Consider the following 17,080-nt stretch of genomic DNA (forward strand, 5'->3'; position numbering starts at 1 on the left):
GAGATTTTGATGACACTCACCCGATCGGTTCTGGCCATCGCCCTCATCGCCGTCGCGCAGCATGCGGTGGTGCAGCATGTCAGGGCGCAAGGCGCGGCCGCGCCCGACCTGGAGGCCATTCTCGGTCATCCCAAGATCGTCAAGACGCTCGACGACATCAAGGCCGACGACGAGCGGACCTTTGCCGAACAGAAGCGCATCACCGAAATTCCGGCACCGCCGTTCAAGGAAAAGGTTCGCGCCGAATATTACCAGAAGCGGATGCAGGAGCTCGGCCTCAAGGACGCCTCGATCGATGCCGAAGGCAATGTGATCGCGCTGCGCAAGGGAAGCGGCGGCGGCCGGCCCAAGCTCGTGGTGTCGGCGCATCTCGACACGGTGTTTCCGGAAGGCACCGACGTCACCGTGAAGGAAAAGGACGGCGCGATCATTGCTCCCGGCATCGGTGACGACTCGCGCGGGCTGGCGGCGCTACTCTCGCTGATCAAGGTGATGAACGAGAACCAGATCGGAACGGTCGGCGACATCATGTTCGTCGGCACGGTCGGCGAGGAAGAGCTCGGCAATCTCCGCGGTGTGAAGGCGCTGTTCCGCGACCATGCCGATATCGACGGCTTTATCTCGATCGACGGACTTGGCATCACCCGCGTCGTCAACCAGGCGACCGGCAGCCACCGCTACGAGTTCACCTTCAAGGGCCCGGGCGGGCACTCGTTCCAGGAGTTCGGCTTGCCGAGCGCGACCCATGCGATGGGCCGGGCGATCGCGAAAATCTCCGAACTGCAGCCGCCGGCCGATCCCAAGACCACGTTCACCGTCGGCACCGTAACAGGCGGCACCTCGGTCAACGCCATCGCCGCGGAAGCGAAGATGACGGTCGACATGCGCTCGAACTCGACCGAAGAGCTCTTGAAGCTCGAGGCGCGGTTGCTCGAACTCGTCAAGGAAGCGGTGGCGGATGAAAACGCGCGCTGGAAGTCCGACAAGATGACGGTCGAAGCCAAACTGATCGGCGACCGCCCGGCGGGCATCGTGCCGATGGATTCGCCGATCGTGCAGGCCACCCAGCGCGCAGTCGCGGCCGTTACCAAGGGGCCGCGGCCGACCTTTGCCGGCTCCTCGACCGATTCCAACATCGCAATGTCGCTCGGCATTCCCGCCGTCACCATCGGCGGCGGCGGGGAGGGCGGCAATTGGCACTCGCGCAACGAATGGTACAAGCCGACCAGCGCCTGGTACGGCCCGCAGAACGCGCTGTTGACGGTCTTGATGCTGTCCGGCCTCGATGGGGTGACAAAGCCGACGCTTCCGGTGCGAAAAGCCGGCAAATAGGGCGGGGAATAGTCCCCAAAGCCGTTAACCATGCCTCCGGTTGGACAAATTGTCGGCCCATTGCGGCCAAAGCCCTAATCGAAAATCTCCGCAAGTTTACCGTGCGTAGGGGGATTTTGTGATGGCGTACAGGATCGTGGCCGAACGGCAGGACGAGACCGTCCGGATGGACCGAAGCAGCATGCTGGTGGCGGTCGCGAAAGCGCGGGTCTGGGCCAGCGAGGGCTGGAAGGTCACCATCATCGTCGGCGAGGAAAACGAGATCGCGCCCTCCGATGCACGCCGGCTTTCCGCCGCCTGATCGACCGTGACACGCCGCCGTTTCCGGCGGCCGCTAATAGACCGGAACCGGGAACCCGGATCGACGTTATCACTGCGGGCAGGCTCTGTGGAGCAAGGCCATGCAGTGGCGGTCAGAAAGCACAGGCCCCGACGCGATGCGCGGCGCCAGCGACGACCAAATCTCCTACGCAACCGGGTGGACCATCAGCGGCCTTGCGACGCTAGGCACCATCGTCGCGATCTGGGTGCTGGGCATCTGATTTAACGCCCATCTCTGCGCGACCCGTTTGCCGCCGGTCGCGAGCAGTCCCTGCTCTGCGGCGGTCATCATCATTTATCCGCTATCGCGTCGTGCAAATCGGCTGGCTGATATCGAGCCACGCCGCAGAATACTGCAGGACGTACAAAGGATCGAACAGTCTTCAGTGATTAACGGCAAGGTACACCCGAACGGGCGTACCCGATATCATGTCAACCCTCCGAACGTTTGCGATCCGAATTGACGACTCGGCTTTTGGCTTGCCGAGGTGACATTCTCCCTTGAGTGCGGGAGGGCGCCCGTCCGGTCGGCGCGAAGCAATTTCGGTAGGGGCAACAGTCATGAATCATTGGAGTGTACCGGACGCGGTTCCCGGCGTTCCCCTCCACCGCAAGGATATGCTCGGGCACGATCTGCCGGGCTCGTGGCGGCTTTCCGCGGATTCCTGGTCAGGCCTCTCGACCCACACGGGAGATAACAGCGCCGGCGATGGCGGCACAGGTTATTTCGCCGGCAGCCTGATCAATAGCAGCTACGCTGGTTTCGAGCCGCTCAACGTCGCGTGGCCCGGCGTGCATGCGACAGCCCTCGCTCATCAAACGAACGTCGCGTATTTTGATCAGTCCGCAACCCAGATCGCGGGAGTTGGCGGTGATGGCGGCAACGCGAATGCCGCATCAGGTGGAGACGTTGGCGCGGTAGGGCTCATCCCTAGCATGCCCGGCTTCTCGAGCGCGATCGCCACCGGTGGCAATAGCGCCGGCAATGGTGGTGATGGCTACTTCTCAGGAGCGATGGTGCATGCCCCCGTCGCGGTCTATAGCCCGATCAATATTGCGGTGGCGGGCTCCCATTCGACAGCCGAAGCCCAGCAGACGAACATCGTTTATCTTGATCAATCCGCGACTCAGATCGCGGGAGTTGGCGGTGATGGCGGCAATGGGAATGCCGCATCAGGTGGAAACGTCGGCGCGTTCGGGTCTGGCGCCTCGGGCCCGATCGGTACGGGTGAGAACAGCGCCGGCAACGGCGGCGATGGATACGCCTATGGAGGCCTCGTTCACGCGAGCTTCGCGTTCTACTACCCCATCAACATCGCGATCGCAGGATACAATTCCACTGCCAACGCCGAACAGACAAATAATGTGGTGTTCGATCAATCCGCATTTCAGATGGCCGGCGTCGGGGGCGATGGCGGCAACGGCAATGCCGCGACTGGCGGAGCGGTGGACATATTCTCTTCCATCTTCGACTTGATCGGCTCTGACGTCATCGCGACCGGCAACAACGGCGCTGGCAATGGCGGCGACGGCCATTTCTCGGGAAGCATGATCGACATCGACGTGGCGATCTACGTTCCGATCAACATTGCGGTCGCCGGCTACAACTCAACAGCCGAGGCTCATCAGAGCAACAATGTCGTGTTCGATCAGAGCACGATCCAGATCGCCGGAATCGGTGGTGACGGCGGCAACGGCAACGCTGCGCTTGGCGGCGATTTCGCCATGCAACTGTTGTCGGACCTTCACTTGCTGGACGCCTAGAGCCTCGCCGTTTCGATCTATCGAAACGAAGCGCTGGATTTTGATTTGACGCGTTTTCCTTCACGCGAACCTCTATCCATTTCGTTTGAAACGCTTCGGGCGGCATTGGAGCTCACGGGCGCTCTGCAACGAGAGGTAGCACTTCGGGCGTACACGGTTCGCAAAAGGATGGCATCAGCTTTGGCGGCTAGACCAATCCGGCATCGAAATCCAAAACTCGTACTGTCCACATTGGGACGCACAGTGTGCAAACCAGCTCAGGGAGACTGACATGGCAAAGGCAAAGGCATTGTTTCCTTCCGACACGATCGCGCTGAAGATTTCGACCGGCGGCAACAGCGCAGGAAACGGTGGAGACGGCGTCAATACCGGTGATATCACCAGCAAGCCCAGTATCGAGTTCAACCCGTACAACAAGGCCGAAGGCGCCGACGTGTACGTCAAGACCGGCGATCAGGTTCATCAGAAGGCCTACTGGGACGCCGGGGGCGCGAATGCGAAGGCGGAGAAGCATTCGAAGGCGGAGGGTGGAAAAGCCAAGTCGAATGGCGACCAGGAATCGGACAGCGGCCACAATAAGTCCGACGTGGATGCCAACACGTCGGCCTACCAGAAAAACTACCTCTCTGCGGATATGAGTCAGAACGTGTGGGCCGGCATTGGCGGTGACGGCGGAAACAACAATAAGGCGGAAGGCGGGGACGTTGGCATCAAGATCGTGAACGACTCGCTCAACAGCCACGAAACCTACGATATCGACGATTCAGGCATGTTAGCGCACGGCTGATCGGCGGTTCTGGAGGGGCAGAGAACCGGCGGCGGGGGCCGCCGGTTCTCACTTCCCTGCAAGGTCGGCGAACAATGGGACGGGAAGGGTCGGACTTCAGAACTCTGGCGGGAAAGCAATGCTGACGCCACCGCTTCGGCTGCAAACAATGTCACCAGCGCGGACGCCATTGAAAGCGGCTTTGCGGGCCTGCGTTGGGTCGCTCGGGCTCGTTTTCGCGTATAGCTGCAGCTACAATCTTCTTCTCCTCGCGCCTTCGATCTATCTGCTTCAGATCTACGATCGCGTCCTGTCGAGTCGCAGCGGCGCTACGCTCCTGATGCTGACGCTGATTGTTGCGTTTAGCGTCGTGGTTGGCGGCGTGCTTGATGCGCTGCGCCGCGCTGCCTTGGGCCGAATGGGCGAGTGGCTTGAAGAAGAACTCCACCCGGCAGCGCTCTCCGCGTGCTTCAAATACGCCTATGAGGCCGATCGGGCGCGCGCATCGGAAGCCTATCGCGATCTTGCGACCTTGCGTCAGTTCGCACAGTCTGGAGCCTGCTCTACGCTGTTTGACGCGCTATGGACGCCGCTTTTCCTCGGCGTTCTCTTCCTCGTGCATCCCTTGCTGGGCGTAATCGGCACACTCAGCGCGCTGTTCCTGCTTGCTCTTGGGCTTACCGGAGACCGGCTCACGCAGGGCCCGCTGGCGCGATCGGCTGCTGCGCTGACGAGGAGCCACGGATGGTTCGGCACGGCCGTCGGAAATCTCCAGGTGATCAGAGCCATGGGAATGCTCGACGGCGCCACACGCCTGATCCGTCAGGCTGCGCAGGATGCGCGGAGCGAGCAAGAGGTGGCGCAGCGCCGCCACGAAACCATCATGCTGATCTCCAAACCCGTGCGGGCGCTGACGCAGGTCGTGATTATGGGCACCGCCGCCTGGCTCGTTCTCGAGCAGGACAGGAATCCCGCCATCATCTTTGCCGCGAGCATGCTGTTCGGACGCGCGCTCCCGCCCATTGAAGGAGCGATTGCGGGCTGGAAGGCGTTCGCGATGGCTCTCGCCGCCTACCGCCGGCTCAATGACATCATGTCCACAGTTACCCCGGTTGCCAGCGTCCGGACTCTCCCGGACAGGCCAAGGGGCGATCTCATCGTCAACAATATCGGCGCCACCCTGCCAGGAACGAACCAGTTGTTCGTGAAGGGCGTGTCGTTCCGTCTCGCGCCAGGTGAATGCCTTGGTATCATCGGTCCATCGGGCTCCGGCAAATCCACGCTCGGGAAGATCATTGCTGGAATCTCGGCTCCAGCGGCAGGGTCGGTGCTGCTCGATGGCATCGACATCTCAGCCGCGCGCGATTCGGGCGGCGGCCGGCGAGTTGGATATCTGCCGCAGGATATCGATCTCTTCGGAGAAACCGCAAAGGACATCATTGCACGGCTGGACGACGCCGATTTGCAGAAGGTCATTGAAGCGGCAAAGCTGGCCGGCATTCACGAGACGCTCATCCGGCTGCCGCAGTCGTACGATACGGTCTTCGCTAGCGGAGGCGCCAATCTGCCGCGCGGGTTTCGCCAGCGCCTCGGCCTTGCACGGGCGTTTTTCGGCGATCCGCACCTCGTGGTCCTCGACGAGCCTAACTCCAGCCTCGACGCGCTCGGCGAGCGCATGCTGTTCGACGCTATTGAATGGATGAAGGCGGCCAACACCACTGTCATCATCATCACCCACCGGATCGGGATTCTCGGCGCAACGGACAAGATTGCCATCATGCAGGATGGTGCCGTCAGCGCATTCGGCGACAGCAGGGAAATTTTCGAGAGGTGCCTGGCCCGTCCCCAGGTCGCTACACAACCCGTGCCGGCTCGTTCAGACCAGAAGTATGAAAGCGGCGTCGGCGCCTGGCCGCAGCCGAGCTTGCCATGATCGGCGGCAAATATCCTCACCATCGCTTTGCCTGAGGGGAATGGGATCTCATGAGAATTTCATTCGCTCGCCTTTACATTCGGGCGGTTCAACGGTGGTTGAGATCGGCGGCGTTCTGCAACAGGGTTCGCGGTGTCATCTCGATCCGTATCAGACGTTTCCAAGATCTCCTGGCCCGAAGAGGGTGGGATCGTCTGAAAACTGCGATCGCTCACGCCGAGATTTGGAAAGTCCCACGGTGGTTGAGATCGGCGCCGCCACCGCTCCGTGACCGGCTTCGCGGTATCACCTGGACAGGCAACGTGCTGGCTTTCGGCTTTGTCGTTGGTCTCGGTGCCTGGTCAACCTATGCCCCCCTCGAGAGCGCCGCGATTGCTGTCGGCACCGTCGAATCCGAGTCGAGCCGCAAGACGATTCAACACCTCGAGGGTGGCATCATCAGGGAAATTCTGGTCGCGGATGGTGATGTTGTCCGCGCCGGCCAAACACTGATCTCGCTGGAAGACACCAAGGCTCGCGCCGAAGCCCAGAGCCTGCAAGGCCAGTTGTGGGAAGCGACGGCACGCGAAGCACGGCTGCAGGCGGAACAGCGAGGAGAAGAGCGGGTATCGTTTCCGGCCAGGCTCGAGATGGCGCAGATGGCGAGTCCCTCAGTCGCGGACGTCCTTGCGGGACAGCAAGCCATCTTCGAAACGCGTCGGCAGGTCTTTCGATCACAAGCGGCTGTAAATTCGGAAAAGAGATTGCAGGTGGAAAAGGAGATCGAGGGGCTCAGGGCGCAGGAAAGCGCGGCCGCAAGGCGCATCGACATCGTCCGCGAGGAAGCGGCAACCGTCGCCATGCTCGTCAACAAAGGACTTGAGCGACGCCCGCGGCTTCTGAACCTTGAGAGGGAAATCGCTGACATCGAGGGACGGCGGGGTGAGATTGTCGCGCAGATATCGCGGGCCGGCCAAGTTATCAACGAATCCGAGGCCGTTCTCCTCAAGTTGGAGCATGACCGTCAAAACGAGATCGCGCAGTCGCTGCGCGAGGTGCAGAACCAGATCTTTCAGATATGGGAACGACTGCGGGCGGCAGACGACCAACTCTCGCGAACGGCGGTCAAGGCGCCCGAAGACGGCGTTGTAACCGACCTGAGGATCCATACGCCGGGCGGCGTGATCGGCGCTGGGGCACCTCTGATGGATCTGGTTCCTCGGCAAGATCGGCTTATCGTAATTGCGCGCGTCAGGCCCGAGGACATCGATGTGGTCCGTCCCGGGCTGAGCGCCGAGGTGAATCTCTTGCCCTACAATCAGCGCCGCGTACCACGGCTCCATGGGACTGTGACGCACGTTTCTGCCGACCGTTTGGTCGACAAGCGCACGGATCAGCCTTACTACGCGACGAAGATTCGGGTGCAGGACCCGCCGGTCACCGGGATCGATGATGTCCAGATTATTCCGGGAATGCCGGCCCAGGTGTTCATCAAGACGGGTCGCGGCACTGTGGCGCTCTACGCTCTCAGGCCGCTGCTCGACAGCTTCCATGGCGCCTTCCGCGAGGACTAAGCTGCGCCCAGAACGGCGGAGCTCAGGACATTCTCAAGATGACCGCACCCGTGAGGGCTGAAGGACGTTGGCTCGCCGGCTCCAGCGAACGACCGCCTCGGTGCGGTTATGCGCGGAGCATTTTCGCATGATGCGTTGAATATGCATCTTTACCGTGTTTTCCGAAAGGTTGAGCCGGACGGCAATCAACTTGTTGGGGAGGCCGAGCTGCAGCGCCTCGAGCACGTGTTGTTCGCGTGGCGTAAGGTCGCCCATCGCCTTCTCCGGCACAATCCTGGTGGCGCCGTTACCCTCGTTGCTTGCGAATAGCTCGGACGCATCGCGGCATTCCGATATCGCCTTGAGGCTCGTCCCTCCATTTTGCCCGACGATCGGCAACGGTCGGTAGACACCACCGGCAAGGACCAGGCGTAATCCGGCAATAGCGACTTCGACGGGGATCGATGTCGGAAAGAAGCCGCGCACTCCGCGTTGCATCGCAGCCGAAGCTGTCGCATCGTCGTCGCGATTTGACAACACGGCAACGGACGCTTTCGGGCAGGTTTCTGCAAGGAAGGCGAGGCTCTCCTCGATCGAAGGATCAGTGATCTGCTTGTGCCCGATGTTTAGCGCAATCAAGCGGATGTCTCTGCCGGATAGCCAGTTCAGGCCATCAGTCGTTGCCATCTCGACGATCTCGAATCCAGTGAGCTCTCGCTTGAGAATATTCAAGATGCACGTACGCGCCAGGACGTGTTGCTCAATGATCACGAGCACCGGCAAGTTTTGTGAAATCAAGGCTAGTTCTGCGGGATTAGAAAAATCGTCCATGATGTCCCCGAATTGAGAAATTAGCTGTCCACTCCACAATTTTGATTTCCATTTTCCATGGAGCAGATCCGCCCCACACACTTTGCAGCGAATTGCTGCTGATCACGACGTGACTTCCGACTTTCGAATTCGTTCGCAGGAAGACCGTCAGGGGACCTTCTGGTCCGTTGCAATAGGTCTTGGCAGCGGTTCTGTCGTTCCAGGCTAGCTGCTGCAAATGTTGCGATACGCGCTCGCCGCCGCTGAATTTGCGGGACCGTCGACGACGTATGCTTCATCTTCCGTCACGAGATACAGAAACGGCCTCTCTCCGGTATCTTCACCCGATGCTTTCTTTCCTTTGACACGGCCACAAATGGTGTCGACGGATTTTCCGAGCGTATTTTTGCGGATGGCCCGTTTCATCTCACCGAACTCGGCGGACGCCGGGTCCTCGAATTTCGCGGCAATCGTGGTCTTCGCCTTGACAATGACTGGATCGGGCATCTCAGCGGACCGTGCAGACGGCGGCGCCTCGACTTTCGCGTCGATCATTGTGGGCTTCGTCTTTTTCTCAGCAAGTCGGGGCTTATCAGGGATGTCGCCAGCCGACGGCTCTTCCGTCTTCGCCGCGATCGTGGACCTCGCTGGTTTCACGGAGCTGGTCCTCGATGACGCCGGCTTCGGTTCGCTCGGCTGACTAGCCGCAATCCCGTTGAGACAGCCGAACCCGCTTGGGTCCGTGCATGCTTCCATGCTCGCTTGCGGCGGTAAAATACAGCTACAACCAACCAGGGTCGCAGCCAGAGTGCCAATGAGAAGCGTTCTCATGCCATTCCCTCATCAGGTGCCTGAGTTCCGCCCGCACTTCTTGCGGCGATCTAAATTTTGCGCTGGTTGTCTATCATTTGCGCAAAAGTATTAAGTGGTTGTTAAACGCCCGGCCTTCGCCGCCGCAAGTGCAGCATAGGTAATGCAGGCACATTCGATGTTGTAAGAGGTGAAAGCCCGTTATTTCACGGCGCGCTGACTATGCGTGGGCGACACGGCCACTTAGAAACCCGCCGACCCCACAAGGGCGGCGGTTTTTGATTTAGCCATAAATCGACCGAGCTGACCGGCGCACGAGAGTCCCGCTTTGCCCCGGTAGCGATCAAATTCCGGATCGCAGCGAAATGATGCGATGGGCCATCGGCGACCAACGCAGTGCAGCAAATAGCGTCCTATTCGATCACCTCTTCGGCGCGGGCGGGAGTTTTGCCGGATCGTATGTCCACACCCCGGCGACCCGATGCCGGCGTTCCTCAGCGGCCTAGGCCCGCACCCGACGCCCACGCCAGCCTGCTGAAGCTGCCACCCCCCCCCCTCAAATTTTTTTTGTGCCGCGACCCCGGCGCCGGGTTTGCGCCCTCTTGTCTGGGTGAATGCGCCATAGCGGCGCGTCACGAACCGGAGCACAGAACCATGTGGTATAGGAAGAACGTTGGCGGGTGGGAGCGCGCGGCTAGGCTGATCGGCGGGGGCTTGATGCTCATCTGCGGCGTGGTTGCGCTGCACGCTTCGCCGCTCGGGCTACTGCTCAGCGGTGCGGGTGTGGTGACGCTGGTCACTGGCGTGTTCGGCTATTGTCCTGCTTGCGCCGTCGCCGGGCGCGAGCCACTGAAGGGGTGACCGCCTTGGCGCGCGTATCAGACGATCTCTTGCTCGCGGCACAGTCGGGCGACCGGCACGCGCTCACACAGCTCTTGGTGGCGCTGCAGCCGGACATTCGACGCTACGCCCGGCGCCTTTGCTACCGCACCTCGGTCATTGAAGATGTGGTGCAAGAAGCACTCATCGTCGTGTACCGGCGCGTGGGCGCGATCCGCAGTCCAGCCGCACTCGTCGGCTGGCTGCTGACCGTCATCGCGCGCCTTTGCATGCTGCCGGCGCTGATGCTGATGCGGGGAGTCGAGGAGCTCGCCAGCCTGGAAGAGTCACGCGAGCTCGCAAAGGTCCCGCCGGACGAGTTACGCATAGACTTGGTCAATGCGATCGAGTCGCTTTCGCCGTCGCATCGCGAAGTGCTGCTGCTGCGAGATCTCGAAGATCTGACGATTGGGGAAATCGCTGGGCGGCTCGGCGTGACGCGCGAAGCGGCCAAAAGCCGCCTGCGCCGCGCCCGCACATTAGTGCGCGAATACCTGCTCGGCACAAAGGACAGCGGACGAGAGAGCACATGAATTACTTTCGTGGAGTCGGCATGTTCGGGAGCGCCTTCCTAGGCGCACACCTGATGCGCGGCGCAGCTGCGGCGGCGCTACTCGCTTGGGCCATCGTCCACCAGACCGCGCAACCTTGGCTATCCTTGATCGCGGGCGTTGCCGCCCTCGTCGCGCTACGCGGATGCCCGATGTGCTGGACTGTGGGCTTGGTCGAGACGCTTTCGCAGGGCCGTCGCGATTCAACGGTAAGATAGTTGCTTGCGTGCATGAGCCGGCGCCTCGATGTCGGGGCTGGCGCGCCGTGGCCGATGATGATGGGCACTACGTGTTCGCCGTAATGGCGCTATGATGCAACGGTTCAATTTTGCCGACCGCCTTGCGACAGGACGGGAAGGAGGTGCCATGCCGAAAACGATCGCGGTATTGGGCTCTGCTCTATTCTTCGTCGTCGCGCCCTTGGTGCTGGCGGGGTTCGTCCCATGGTGGATCACACATTGGGAGTTCCGGCCGGCTTTTTTCGGCTTTGAACTGACCCGCGCCATCGGACTTATGTTGATCATTGCCGGAGTGCCCGGGGTCGTGGATTCGTTCGCGCGGTTTGCACTGCAGGGGCTGGGAACGCCAGCCCCGATCGCGCCGACACAGAAGCTGGTGGTCACGGGTCTCTATCGCTACGTGCGAAATCCGATTTACGTCGGGGTCACTGCTGTCATCTTTGGTCAAGCATTTTTATTCGGCGATTGGCGCCTCCTCTGGTATGCCGCGCTGCTCTGGCTCTTTTTCCACGTCTTCGTCTTGGTGTACGAAGAACCAACGCTCAAGCAGACGTTTGGCGCGCAGTACGAGGACTTTCGGGCCAACGTCCCGCGCTGGGTTCCACGGCTGACCCCATGGCGAGTCCCGTAGCGCGAGCATCATGACGACGGGCACTGCGCTCTGGCAACAACATTGAGGGCATCACGGATCTCGGCAGGGTCGCCGTCACGGATCATGTATAATCTATGGATTACAGGCTGGCAGGCGAAATGTAATCCATGAATTACAAATCACGATCCCCGAGCACGCGCGCGAACGCATCGAGAGCACCATGCAAAGCTCTTCGGCGTTCTCTGGTGTGTAGGCCGTCACGCCGGTAGCATCGGCTACTTTGCATGGGGTTGTTTTCGATATTTTGATGGGACCGTTACAAAGGCCGCCGGCGAGCGCCTGACGTCGATGATTGCCCGCACCCGGTATGGTTCAGGAGGCAGAATGGTGGACGCACAAGGGATCGAACCTTGGACCTCTCCCGTGTGAAGGGAACGCTCTCCCGCTGAGCTATGCGTCCGGAAAAATGTGGGCGAACAAGGAGCCCCGTCAGAGCCGCGATTTACGGAGTACCGACCCTTAGTGTCAAGCGATCAGTCGGGCCGAAACGGCGTGTTTTCGCGCCGGACGGGGAGAAATTATGCCCCCTGCTGCCGGGCCCGCGAGGCGTGGGACTGCAGCGCGCGGATGCGCTCGGCCAGCGTGCCGCCGCCTTCAGCGCCGATCGGCGGGGCGCCGGCAACGTCGTTGGCGGGCTTGGCCGGCACTTTCGATACCGCCGGTTCCGCCGCCAGCATCGCCTCGATCGCCGAATTCGGTCCCTCGAGCTGCATGGCAAGCTTGGCCACTTCCGCTGCGATGTCATTGATGCGCTCGCGCAACAGAGCGTTCTCCATCCGCTCGGTCTGCCAGGAGCTTTCGGCCTGCTGCTGGATCGCGTTGATGTCGCGCTGGAGCTTTGCGCGCTCGTCGCGGGCAATGCGGAGCTGTTCCTCAACTGCCGCCTTCTCGGCGCGCAACTTTTCCACGATAGGCGACTTGCCGCCGTTCATCGCCGCGATCTCCTCGCGCAATTCGCGCGCGGCGCGTTCGGCGTTCTCGTTCGCTTGCCTGAGCTGGTTGTTTTCGTATTCGCGCTCGGCGAGCAGCTTGCCCTGCGTTGCCAGCCGCGCTTCGAGATCGTTGACGCGGTTGCCGAGCATCTCGGCTTCCTTGACCTGCACGAGCAATTGCCGGTCGAGATCGGTGACGCGCTGGCTCAAATTTTCAACGCGGCCGCGTGCTTCCGCTAGTTCGCGCGAGGCGTGCTCGGAATCGGCGCGCTCCTGGGTGAGGCGCGCCTGCGTCGTCGAAAATTCCTTTTCGGCGTCGCCAACACGGCCCTTCAATTCCTCGATCTGCGCGCGCACCGCGACCAGCTCGACCTGGCGGCTGTCCGCCGCCATCGAACGGTCGTTCAATTCCTGATTGATCCTGGCGAGTTCGGACTGCTTGTCGGTCAGCGCCTGTTCGGCGCTGCGCAACAGTTCGGTCTTGGCGGCGAATTCCTCTTCGGTGGCGCGCAACTGCTCCTTCATCGCCTTCTCGCGCGCCTCTAGCGCAAAGATCGTGGCGTTCTTTTCGCCGAGCTCGATCTTCATGCGGTTGATCGCATCGCTTTTCTTGCCGAGTTCGGCGAGCTGGCTGGTGGTCTTGTTCTTGAGTTGCTCGACGCTCATTTCGAGCCGCCGCGCCGACATCGCGAATTCCGCGCGCAACTGGTCCTTGTCGGCCTGGATCTCGGCCATCGACAGCGGGGTTGCCGCCTCGAGCCGTCGCGTCGTCAGCCGCACTGCCCGGTTGTGCACCAGGGGCACGATCATGAGGCCGAACAGCATGGAGACCAGAAAACCGATCGCCAGATACATGATCGGTTCGATCATGGATGGTCACTCCACACGAGATTAGGATTCGTTAATCACAATGCCACGCCGCGCCCGCGCAACGCCAGCCCATTGCCGCGTTAACCTGAATCCATCTGGGGAGACGTGTGGTGACGTAAGGGAACGGCTCAGAACGGGTTCCAGGTCGCGCGCGGAGTATATTTGAGATACCCGACATTGGCGCCGAGCCTTAAGCCGATGCCGGAGCGAATCGGCACCAGCACGATGTTGTTGGCGGTCAGCGCCGTCATGCCGAAGCCGCCGACGATATAGGCGGAGCCGTCGATGCCGACGAAGCGCTGATAGATCGCGTTGGTCGCGGGCAGGTTATAGACCAGCGTCATGGTGCGCGCGCCGTCGCCGCCCCAGTCGAAGCCGACCGACGGTCCCTGCCAGTACACCCGTAAGTCGCCGGCGTTCTTGGTGTAGAGCGTGCCTTCGCCATACCGCAGGCCGGCCACAAAAGCGCCCGAGCCTTCCTCGCCGAGCACATAACCGTTGGGCAGACCCCATTGGCTGACGGCACGCTCGATGATGGATGCCAGCCCCCGCGAGACGTTGCCGAAGAATTTGTGCCCGGCCGAAACCAGCTCCTCGGGCCCGAACGTCTCGGGCCCCGGCTGGCGTTGCGGTGGCGGGTAGGCCCCCGGCGGCGGCTGCTGCGCAGGGTACGCCGGTGGCGGCTGCTGCGCTGGGTAAGCCGGCGGCGGCTGCTGGGCCGGATAGGCCGGCGGCTGCTGCGCCGAGGCCGGCACGGTCCAGCACATCAGCGCGGCGAACGTCACCGCGGCAAGGTGTGAAGCAAACGTCATGAAAGAACCCCTGGCATCGAATTCTGGCCGCCGCCTTAACCTGACGCCAACAAGCATGGCTCTAGGTTGCGCCCAGTGTCCCCTCGACTCGCAATGTTATCGGCACCAACTATGACGGCACAACGGCATTTTCGCTTCGATATGACGGCACAAATCCACCCTTTCAGGCTTCCTGCCATCGGCCAAGGAAAATCAGCGGTGCAATTGGTACCAATTCAGACAACGACGGCACAACGGCAGGAAAGATACGCTTTGCGCCCCCAATTGGCCCTTTTTGCCTTATTGGCAAGCTTTTTTAGCGCGCTCGGCCTTGATTTCGCCGCGCGAGCGGCGACCACCGAGCGGATCGTGGTGAACCGTTACTCAGGTCTCGCCATCGGCGGCTTCGATCCTGTCGCGTATTTCACCGACTCCATGGCCGTTCAGGGATTGCCGGACTTCGAAGCACGCGGAGGTGGTGCCGTCTGGCGCTTTCGTAACGAAGGTAATCGCGCCTCTTTCGTGGCGCATCCGGAAATTTACGGGCCCCAGTTCGGCGGCTACGATCCGGTGGATCTGGGGCGCGGCGTGACCTATGCGGGCAACCCGCGCTTCTGGGTAGTCGCGGGACAGCGGCTCTATTTGTTCGGCCGCGAGGAAAACCGCGATGCGTTCGCCGCGGAGCCGGAGCGTTTTCTGAAAGAAGCCACCACGCGCTGGCCTGCGCTGGAGCAGGGGCTGGCGCAGTAGGTTAAGGCGCAGCTTTTGGATCGCCGAAGGCGATGAATTCCGGGACGATGAAGCCGTCCCGTCGCGTGCCAAAAACCAGCGGCGCGCCACGCGAATCCGTGATCCGGCCGCCGGCGGCCGTGACGACCGCGTGGCCCGCGGCGACGTCCCATTCCGAGGTCGGAGACAGGCGGGGATAGATATCGACGGCGCCTTCGGCGACCCGACCGAATTTCACCGCCGAGCCGAGCTCGCATCTGATCGCGCTCGGCCGTTCCGCAATGAAGGCTTCGGTCCTGGCATCGCCATGCAGGCGGCTGACCGCGACCGTCCACGGATCGCCGCGCGGCGGGCAGGGGCGGGTATGCACCGGCTCGATCAGCGGCTTGCCTTCGCCCAACGTCAGTCGTTCCGCGCCGCGGCCGACGAGACCGCGCCAGACCAGCCCCAGCGCCGGCGCACTGACGACGCCGAGTAGCGGAGTTCCATCGGTCACCAGCGCCACGTTGACGGTGAATTCCTTGCGGCCGGCGACGAACTCCTTGGTGCCGTCGAGCGGGTCGACCAGGAAAAAACTTTCTCTTAGCGACAGCGCATCCGGCTGCACGCGTTCCTCCGATAGCGATGGTATCGCCGGTGCAATCTGCGCGAGGCCTTCGGCGATGATGCGGTCGGCCGCCAGGTCCGCCTCGGTTACTGGCGATCCGTCGATCTTGCCGTCGACCCGCATGGCGGAACGATTGACCGCCAGGATGGCGGCGCCGGCCCGGATCACGATCTCGGTCAGCGGATCGATCAGGGCCACAGCGGCGTCGCGGTCGAGTATGGGGCGTGCCTCATTCATGAGCTGACCCTATAGCTGTTCGTCCTGCCTTACCATTGCCGCCCCGTGCTGGCAGCACAGCGCTGCGCAGTGTATCAAACCGATAAGCACGCGTGATTCGTAACGGTCCGCCAGCAATCGGTACTCGGCGGCTTTCCAGGAACCCATGATGTCTGGCACTTCGTCTCCCGGTCCGGCTCCCGACACCCTCGAACTTGCGGCGCTGTTGTGCTCGCGAGTCTGTCACGATCTCATCAGCCCGGTTGGCGCCATCGTCAATGGGCTAGAGGTGCTGGACGATAACCCCAAGCCCGAAGACCGCGATTTCGCGCTCGACCTGATCCGCAAGAGCGCCAAGACCGCTTCCGCGCGGTTGCAGTTCTGCCGTTTGGCGTTCGGCGCCGCCGGATCATCGGGCGCGCAGATCGATCTCGGCGACGCCCAGACCATGGCGCGCGGTCACATCGAGGACGGCAAGGTTACCATGACCTGGAATTTGCCGCGCCTGTTGTTGCCGAAGAATCGCGTGAAGTTGCTTCTGAACATGCTGATCATCGCGCAGCAGACAATCCCGCGCGGCGGCACGCTGACAATCGATCCGATCGGCGAGGGCGAGACGATGAGCTTTCGTGTTACCTCAACCGGCCTGAACGCCCGCGTGCCGCAGAACATCGTCGATCTCTTAAGCGCGAACTCGACGGCGGGCGTCGATGCGCATGCGGTGCAGCCTTACTATACGCGGCTGCTCGCGCAGGCCTGCGGGCTGAGCGTGACGCTGGCGCCCGATGGAGAAAAGGTGGTCATCACCGCTTCCTAAAGCGCTTCAACGCGCAAACATGGTTAACCAACGGTTGAGAAAAGGCGGCAGATTCTATTTCTGCCGCTTATCTCTTTGTTGATCCCGTTCTTTTCCATTTGCTCAACCAATATTAAACGCTTTGCATAGAAGCTGGCCTCGTTCCGTAAGGCGCGTTGATGTCGCGTGCCGGTGCGTACGAAGGCCAGTTTCATGGATGACTTGTTGCGGGAGTTCCTGACCGAAACCAGCGAGAGCCTGGATACGGTCGACAATCAGTTGGTGCGGTTCGAGCAGGACCCGAGCGACGCGAAGATCCTGGATAACATCTTCCGCTTGGTCCACACCATCAAGGGCACCTGCGGCTTTCTCGGCCTGCCGCGGCTGGAGGCGCTCGCCCATGCCGGCGAGACCTTGATGGGCAAGTTCCGCGACGGCATGCCGGTCAAGGCCGAGGCCGTCACGCTGATCCTGTCCTCGATCGACCGCATCAAGGAGATCCTCGCTGGCCTCGAGGCCACCGAGACCGAGCCGGAAGGCACCGACGAAG

At 61.7% G+C, this 17,080-nt stretch carries 18 protein-coding genes and 1 tRNA gene; 13 read left to right on the forward strand and 6 right to left on the reverse strand.

Annotated features, from left to right (window positions below; genetic code table 11):
• Positions 1-9: 9 nt before the first annotated feature.
• From J6524_RS30660 to J6524_RS30690, 7 genes are all read left to right on the forward strand, one after another.
• Entirely contained in the window at positions 10-1,332 is a 1,323-nt protein-coding gene (locus tag J6524_RS30660; protein ID WP_225677612.1) for a M20/M25/M40 family metallo-hydrolase, read from the forward strand.
• 121 nt (positions 1,333-1,453) lie between these two features.
• The gene (locus tag J6524_RS30665) at positions 1,454-1,633 is read left to right on the forward strand and encodes a hypothetical protein (protein WP_225677613.1); all 180 of its coding nucleotides are present in this window, start codon (positions 1,454-1,456) and stop codon (positions 1,631-1,633) included.
• A 100-nt stretch (positions 1,634-1,733) separates the two neighbouring features.
• On the forward strand, positions 1,734-1,874 hold the full coding sequence (locus J6524_RS30670) for a hypothetical protein (protein WP_225677614.1): 141 nt from the start codon (positions 1,734-1,736) through the stop codon (positions 1,872-1,874).
• A gap of 340 nt (positions 1,875-2,214) precedes the next feature.
• On the forward strand, positions 2,215-3,417 hold the full coding sequence (locus J6524_RS30675; protein WP_225677615.1) for a hypothetical protein: 1,203 nt from the start codon (positions 2,215-2,217) through the stop codon (positions 3,415-3,417).
• Between the two features lie 271 nt (positions 3,418-3,688).
• Entirely contained in the window at positions 3,689-4,204 is a 516-nt protein-coding gene (locus tag J6524_RS30680; protein ID WP_225677616.1) for a hypothetical protein, read from the forward strand.
• 148 nt (positions 4,205-4,352) lie between these two features.
• Positions 4,353-6,116, forward strand: a complete 1,764-nt coding sequence (locus J6524_RS30685; protein WP_312002510.1) for a type I secretion system permease/ATPase — start codon at positions 4,353-4,355, stop codon at positions 6,114-6,116.
• A 206-nt stretch (positions 6,117-6,322) separates the two neighbouring features.
• The gene (locus J6524_RS30690) at positions 6,323-7,669 is read left to right on the forward strand and encodes an HlyD family type I secretion periplasmic adaptor subunit (protein WP_376712098.1); all 1,347 of its coding nucleotides are present in this window, start codon (positions 6,323-6,325) and stop codon (positions 7,667-7,669) included.
• A gap of 33 nt (positions 7,670-7,702) precedes the next feature.
• Here J6524_RS30690 and J6524_RS30695 read toward each other — a convergent pair whose 3' ends face one another.
• Both J6524_RS30695 and J6524_RS30700 read right to left on the reverse strand, forming a co-directional pair.
• Positions 7,703-8,479, reverse strand: a complete 777-nt coding sequence (locus tag J6524_RS30695; protein WP_225677619.1) for a response regulator transcription factor — start codon at positions 8,477-8,479, stop codon at positions 7,703-7,705.
• Positions 8,480-8,683: 204 nt separating this feature from the next.
• Positions 8,684-9,013 carry a hypothetical protein gene (locus J6524_RS30700; RefSeq protein WP_225677620.1) on the reverse strand — a complete coding sequence of 110 codons (330 nt, stop codon included), beginning with the start codon at positions 9,011-9,013 and terminating at the stop codon, positions 8,684-8,686.
• A gap of 909 nt (positions 9,014-9,922) precedes the next feature.
• On the opposite strand from J6524_RS30700, the gene J6524_RS30705 reads away from it, so the two are divergent.
• From J6524_RS30705 to J6524_RS30715, 3 genes are all read left to right on the forward strand, one after another.
• Positions 9,923-10,129, forward strand: coding sequence for a YgaP family membrane protein (locus J6524_RS30705; protein WP_027558682.1), 207 nt, complete (start codon positions 9,923-9,925; stop codon positions 10,127-10,129).
• A 5-nt stretch (positions 10,130-10,134) separates the two neighbouring features.
• Positions 10,135-10,680 carry an RNA polymerase sigma factor gene (locus tag J6524_RS30710; protein ID WP_225677622.1) on the forward strand — a complete coding sequence of 182 codons (546 nt, stop codon included), beginning with the start codon at positions 10,135-10,137 and terminating at the stop codon, positions 10,678-10,680.
• A gap of 384 nt (positions 10,681-11,064) precedes the next feature.
• Complete coding sequence (locus tag J6524_RS30715; RefSeq protein WP_225677623.1) at positions 11,065-11,568, forward strand: methyltransferase family protein; 504 nt, start codon at positions 11,065-11,067, stop codon at positions 11,566-11,568.
• A gap of 346 nt (positions 11,569-11,914) precedes the next feature.
• Here J6524_RS30715 and J6524_RS30720 read toward each other — a convergent pair.
• From J6524_RS30720 to J6524_RS30730, 3 genes are all read right to left on the reverse strand, one after another.
• Positions 11,915-11,989 (reverse strand) — tRNA-Val (locus J6524_RS30720).
• A 118-nt stretch (positions 11,990-12,107) separates the two neighbouring features.
• On the reverse strand, positions 12,108-13,391 hold the full coding sequence (locus J6524_RS30725) for a coiled-coil domain-containing protein (protein WP_225677624.1): 1,284 nt from the start codon (positions 13,389-13,391) through the stop codon (positions 12,108-12,110).
• Between the two features lie 128 nt (positions 13,392-13,519).
• Positions 13,520-14,203, reverse strand: a complete 684-nt coding sequence (locus tag J6524_RS30730; RefSeq protein WP_225677626.1) for a DUF1134 domain-containing protein — start codon at positions 14,201-14,203, stop codon at positions 13,520-13,522.
• Positions 14,204-14,455: 252 nt separating this feature from the next.
• Between J6524_RS30730 and J6524_RS30735 the strand changes: the two genes are divergently transcribed.
• A complete protein-coding gene (locus J6524_RS30735; RefSeq protein ID WP_376712099.1) occupies positions 14,456-14,932 on the forward strand; it encodes a YHS domain-containing (seleno)protein in 477 nt (158 codons plus the stop codon).
• A gap of 1 nt (position 14,933) precedes the next feature.
• On the opposite strand, the gene cysQ is transcribed toward J6524_RS30735, so the two are convergent.
• Complete coding sequence (gene cysQ / locus J6524_RS30740) at positions 14,934-15,755, reverse strand: 3'(2'),5'-bisphosphate nucleotidase CysQ (protein WP_225677627.1); 822 nt, start codon at positions 15,753-15,755, stop codon at positions 14,934-14,936.
• Between the two features lie 148 nt (positions 15,756-15,903).
• Between cysQ and chpT the strand changes: the two genes are divergently transcribed.
• Together chpT and J6524_RS30750 are read left to right on the forward strand one after the other, a co-directional pair.
• Positions 15,904-16,551, forward strand: coding sequence for a histidine phosphotransferase ChpT (gene chpT / locus J6524_RS30745; RefSeq protein ID WP_225677628.1), 648 nt, complete (start codon positions 15,904-15,906; stop codon positions 16,549-16,551).
• 192 nt (positions 16,552-16,743) lie between these two features.
• A partial coding sequence (locus J6524_RS30750) for an Hpt domain-containing protein (RefSeq protein ID WP_225677629.1) occupies positions 16,744-17,080 on the forward strand: 337 nt, incomplete at its 3' end.

It is taken from the genome of Bradyrhizobium hereditatis (assembly GCF_020329435.1).
Lineage (GTDB): Bacteria > Pseudomonadota > Alphaproteobacteria > Rhizobiales > Xanthobacteraceae > Bradyrhizobium > Bradyrhizobium hereditatis.

What these genes read in the sequence shown, in the direction of transcription:
- J6524_RS30700 (WP_225677620.1), bottom strand. Translation starts at nt 9,013, where the DNA reads ATGATCGACGCGAAAGTCGAGGCGCCGCCGTCTGCACGGTCCGCTGAG.
- J6524_RS30715 (WP_225677623.1), top strand. Translation starts at nt 11,065, where the DNA reads ATGCCGAAAACGATCGCGGTATTGGGCTCTGCTCTATTCTTCGTCGTC.
- cysQ (WP_225677627.1), bottom strand. Translation starts at nt 15,755, where the DNA reads ATGAATGAGGCACGCCCCATACTCGACCGCGACGCCGCTGTGGCCCTG.
- J6524_RS30660 (WP_225677612.1), top strand. Translation starts at nt 10, where the DNA reads ATGACACTCACCCGATCGGTTCTGGCCATCGCCCTCATCGCCGTCGCG.
- J6524_RS30675 (WP_225677615.1), top strand. Translation starts at nt 2,215, where the DNA reads ATGAATCATTGGAGTGTACCGGACGCGGTTCCCGGCGTTCCCCTCCAC.
- chpT (WP_225677628.1), top strand. Translation starts at nt 15,904, where the DNA reads ATGTCTGGCACTTCGTCTCCCGGTCCGGCTCCCGACACCCTCGAACTT.
- J6524_RS30685 (WP_312002510.1), top strand. Translation starts at nt 4,353, where the DNA reads ATGTCACCAGCGCGGACGCCATTGAAAGCGGCTTTGCGGGCCTGCGTT.
- J6524_RS30695 (WP_225677619.1), bottom strand. Translation starts at nt 8,479, where the DNA reads ATGGACGATTTTTCTAATCCCGCAGAACTAGCCTTGATTTCACAAAAC.
- J6524_RS30725 (WP_225677624.1), bottom strand. Translation starts at nt 13,391, where the DNA reads ATGATCGAACCGATCATGTATCTGGCGATCGGTTTTCTGGTCTCCATG.
- J6524_RS30665 (WP_225677613.1), top strand. Translation starts at nt 1,454, where the DNA reads ATGGCGTACAGGATCGTGGCCGAACGGCAGGACGAGACCGTCCGGATG.
- J6524_RS30670 (WP_225677614.1), top strand. Translation starts at nt 1,734, where the DNA reads ATGCAGTGGCGGTCAGAAAGCACAGGCCCCGACGCGATGCGCGGCGCC.
- J6524_RS30680 (WP_225677616.1), top strand. Translation starts at nt 3,689, where the DNA reads ATGGCAAAGGCAAAGGCATTGTTTCCTTCCGACACGATCGCGCTGAAG.
- J6524_RS30705 (WP_027558682.1), top strand. Translation starts at nt 9,923, where the DNA reads ATGTGGTATAGGAAGAACGTTGGCGGGTGGGAGCGCGCGGCTAGGCTG.
- J6524_RS30730 (WP_225677626.1), bottom strand. Translation starts at nt 14,203, where the DNA reads ATGACGTTTGCTTCACACCTTGCCGCGGTGACGTTCGCCGCGCTGATG.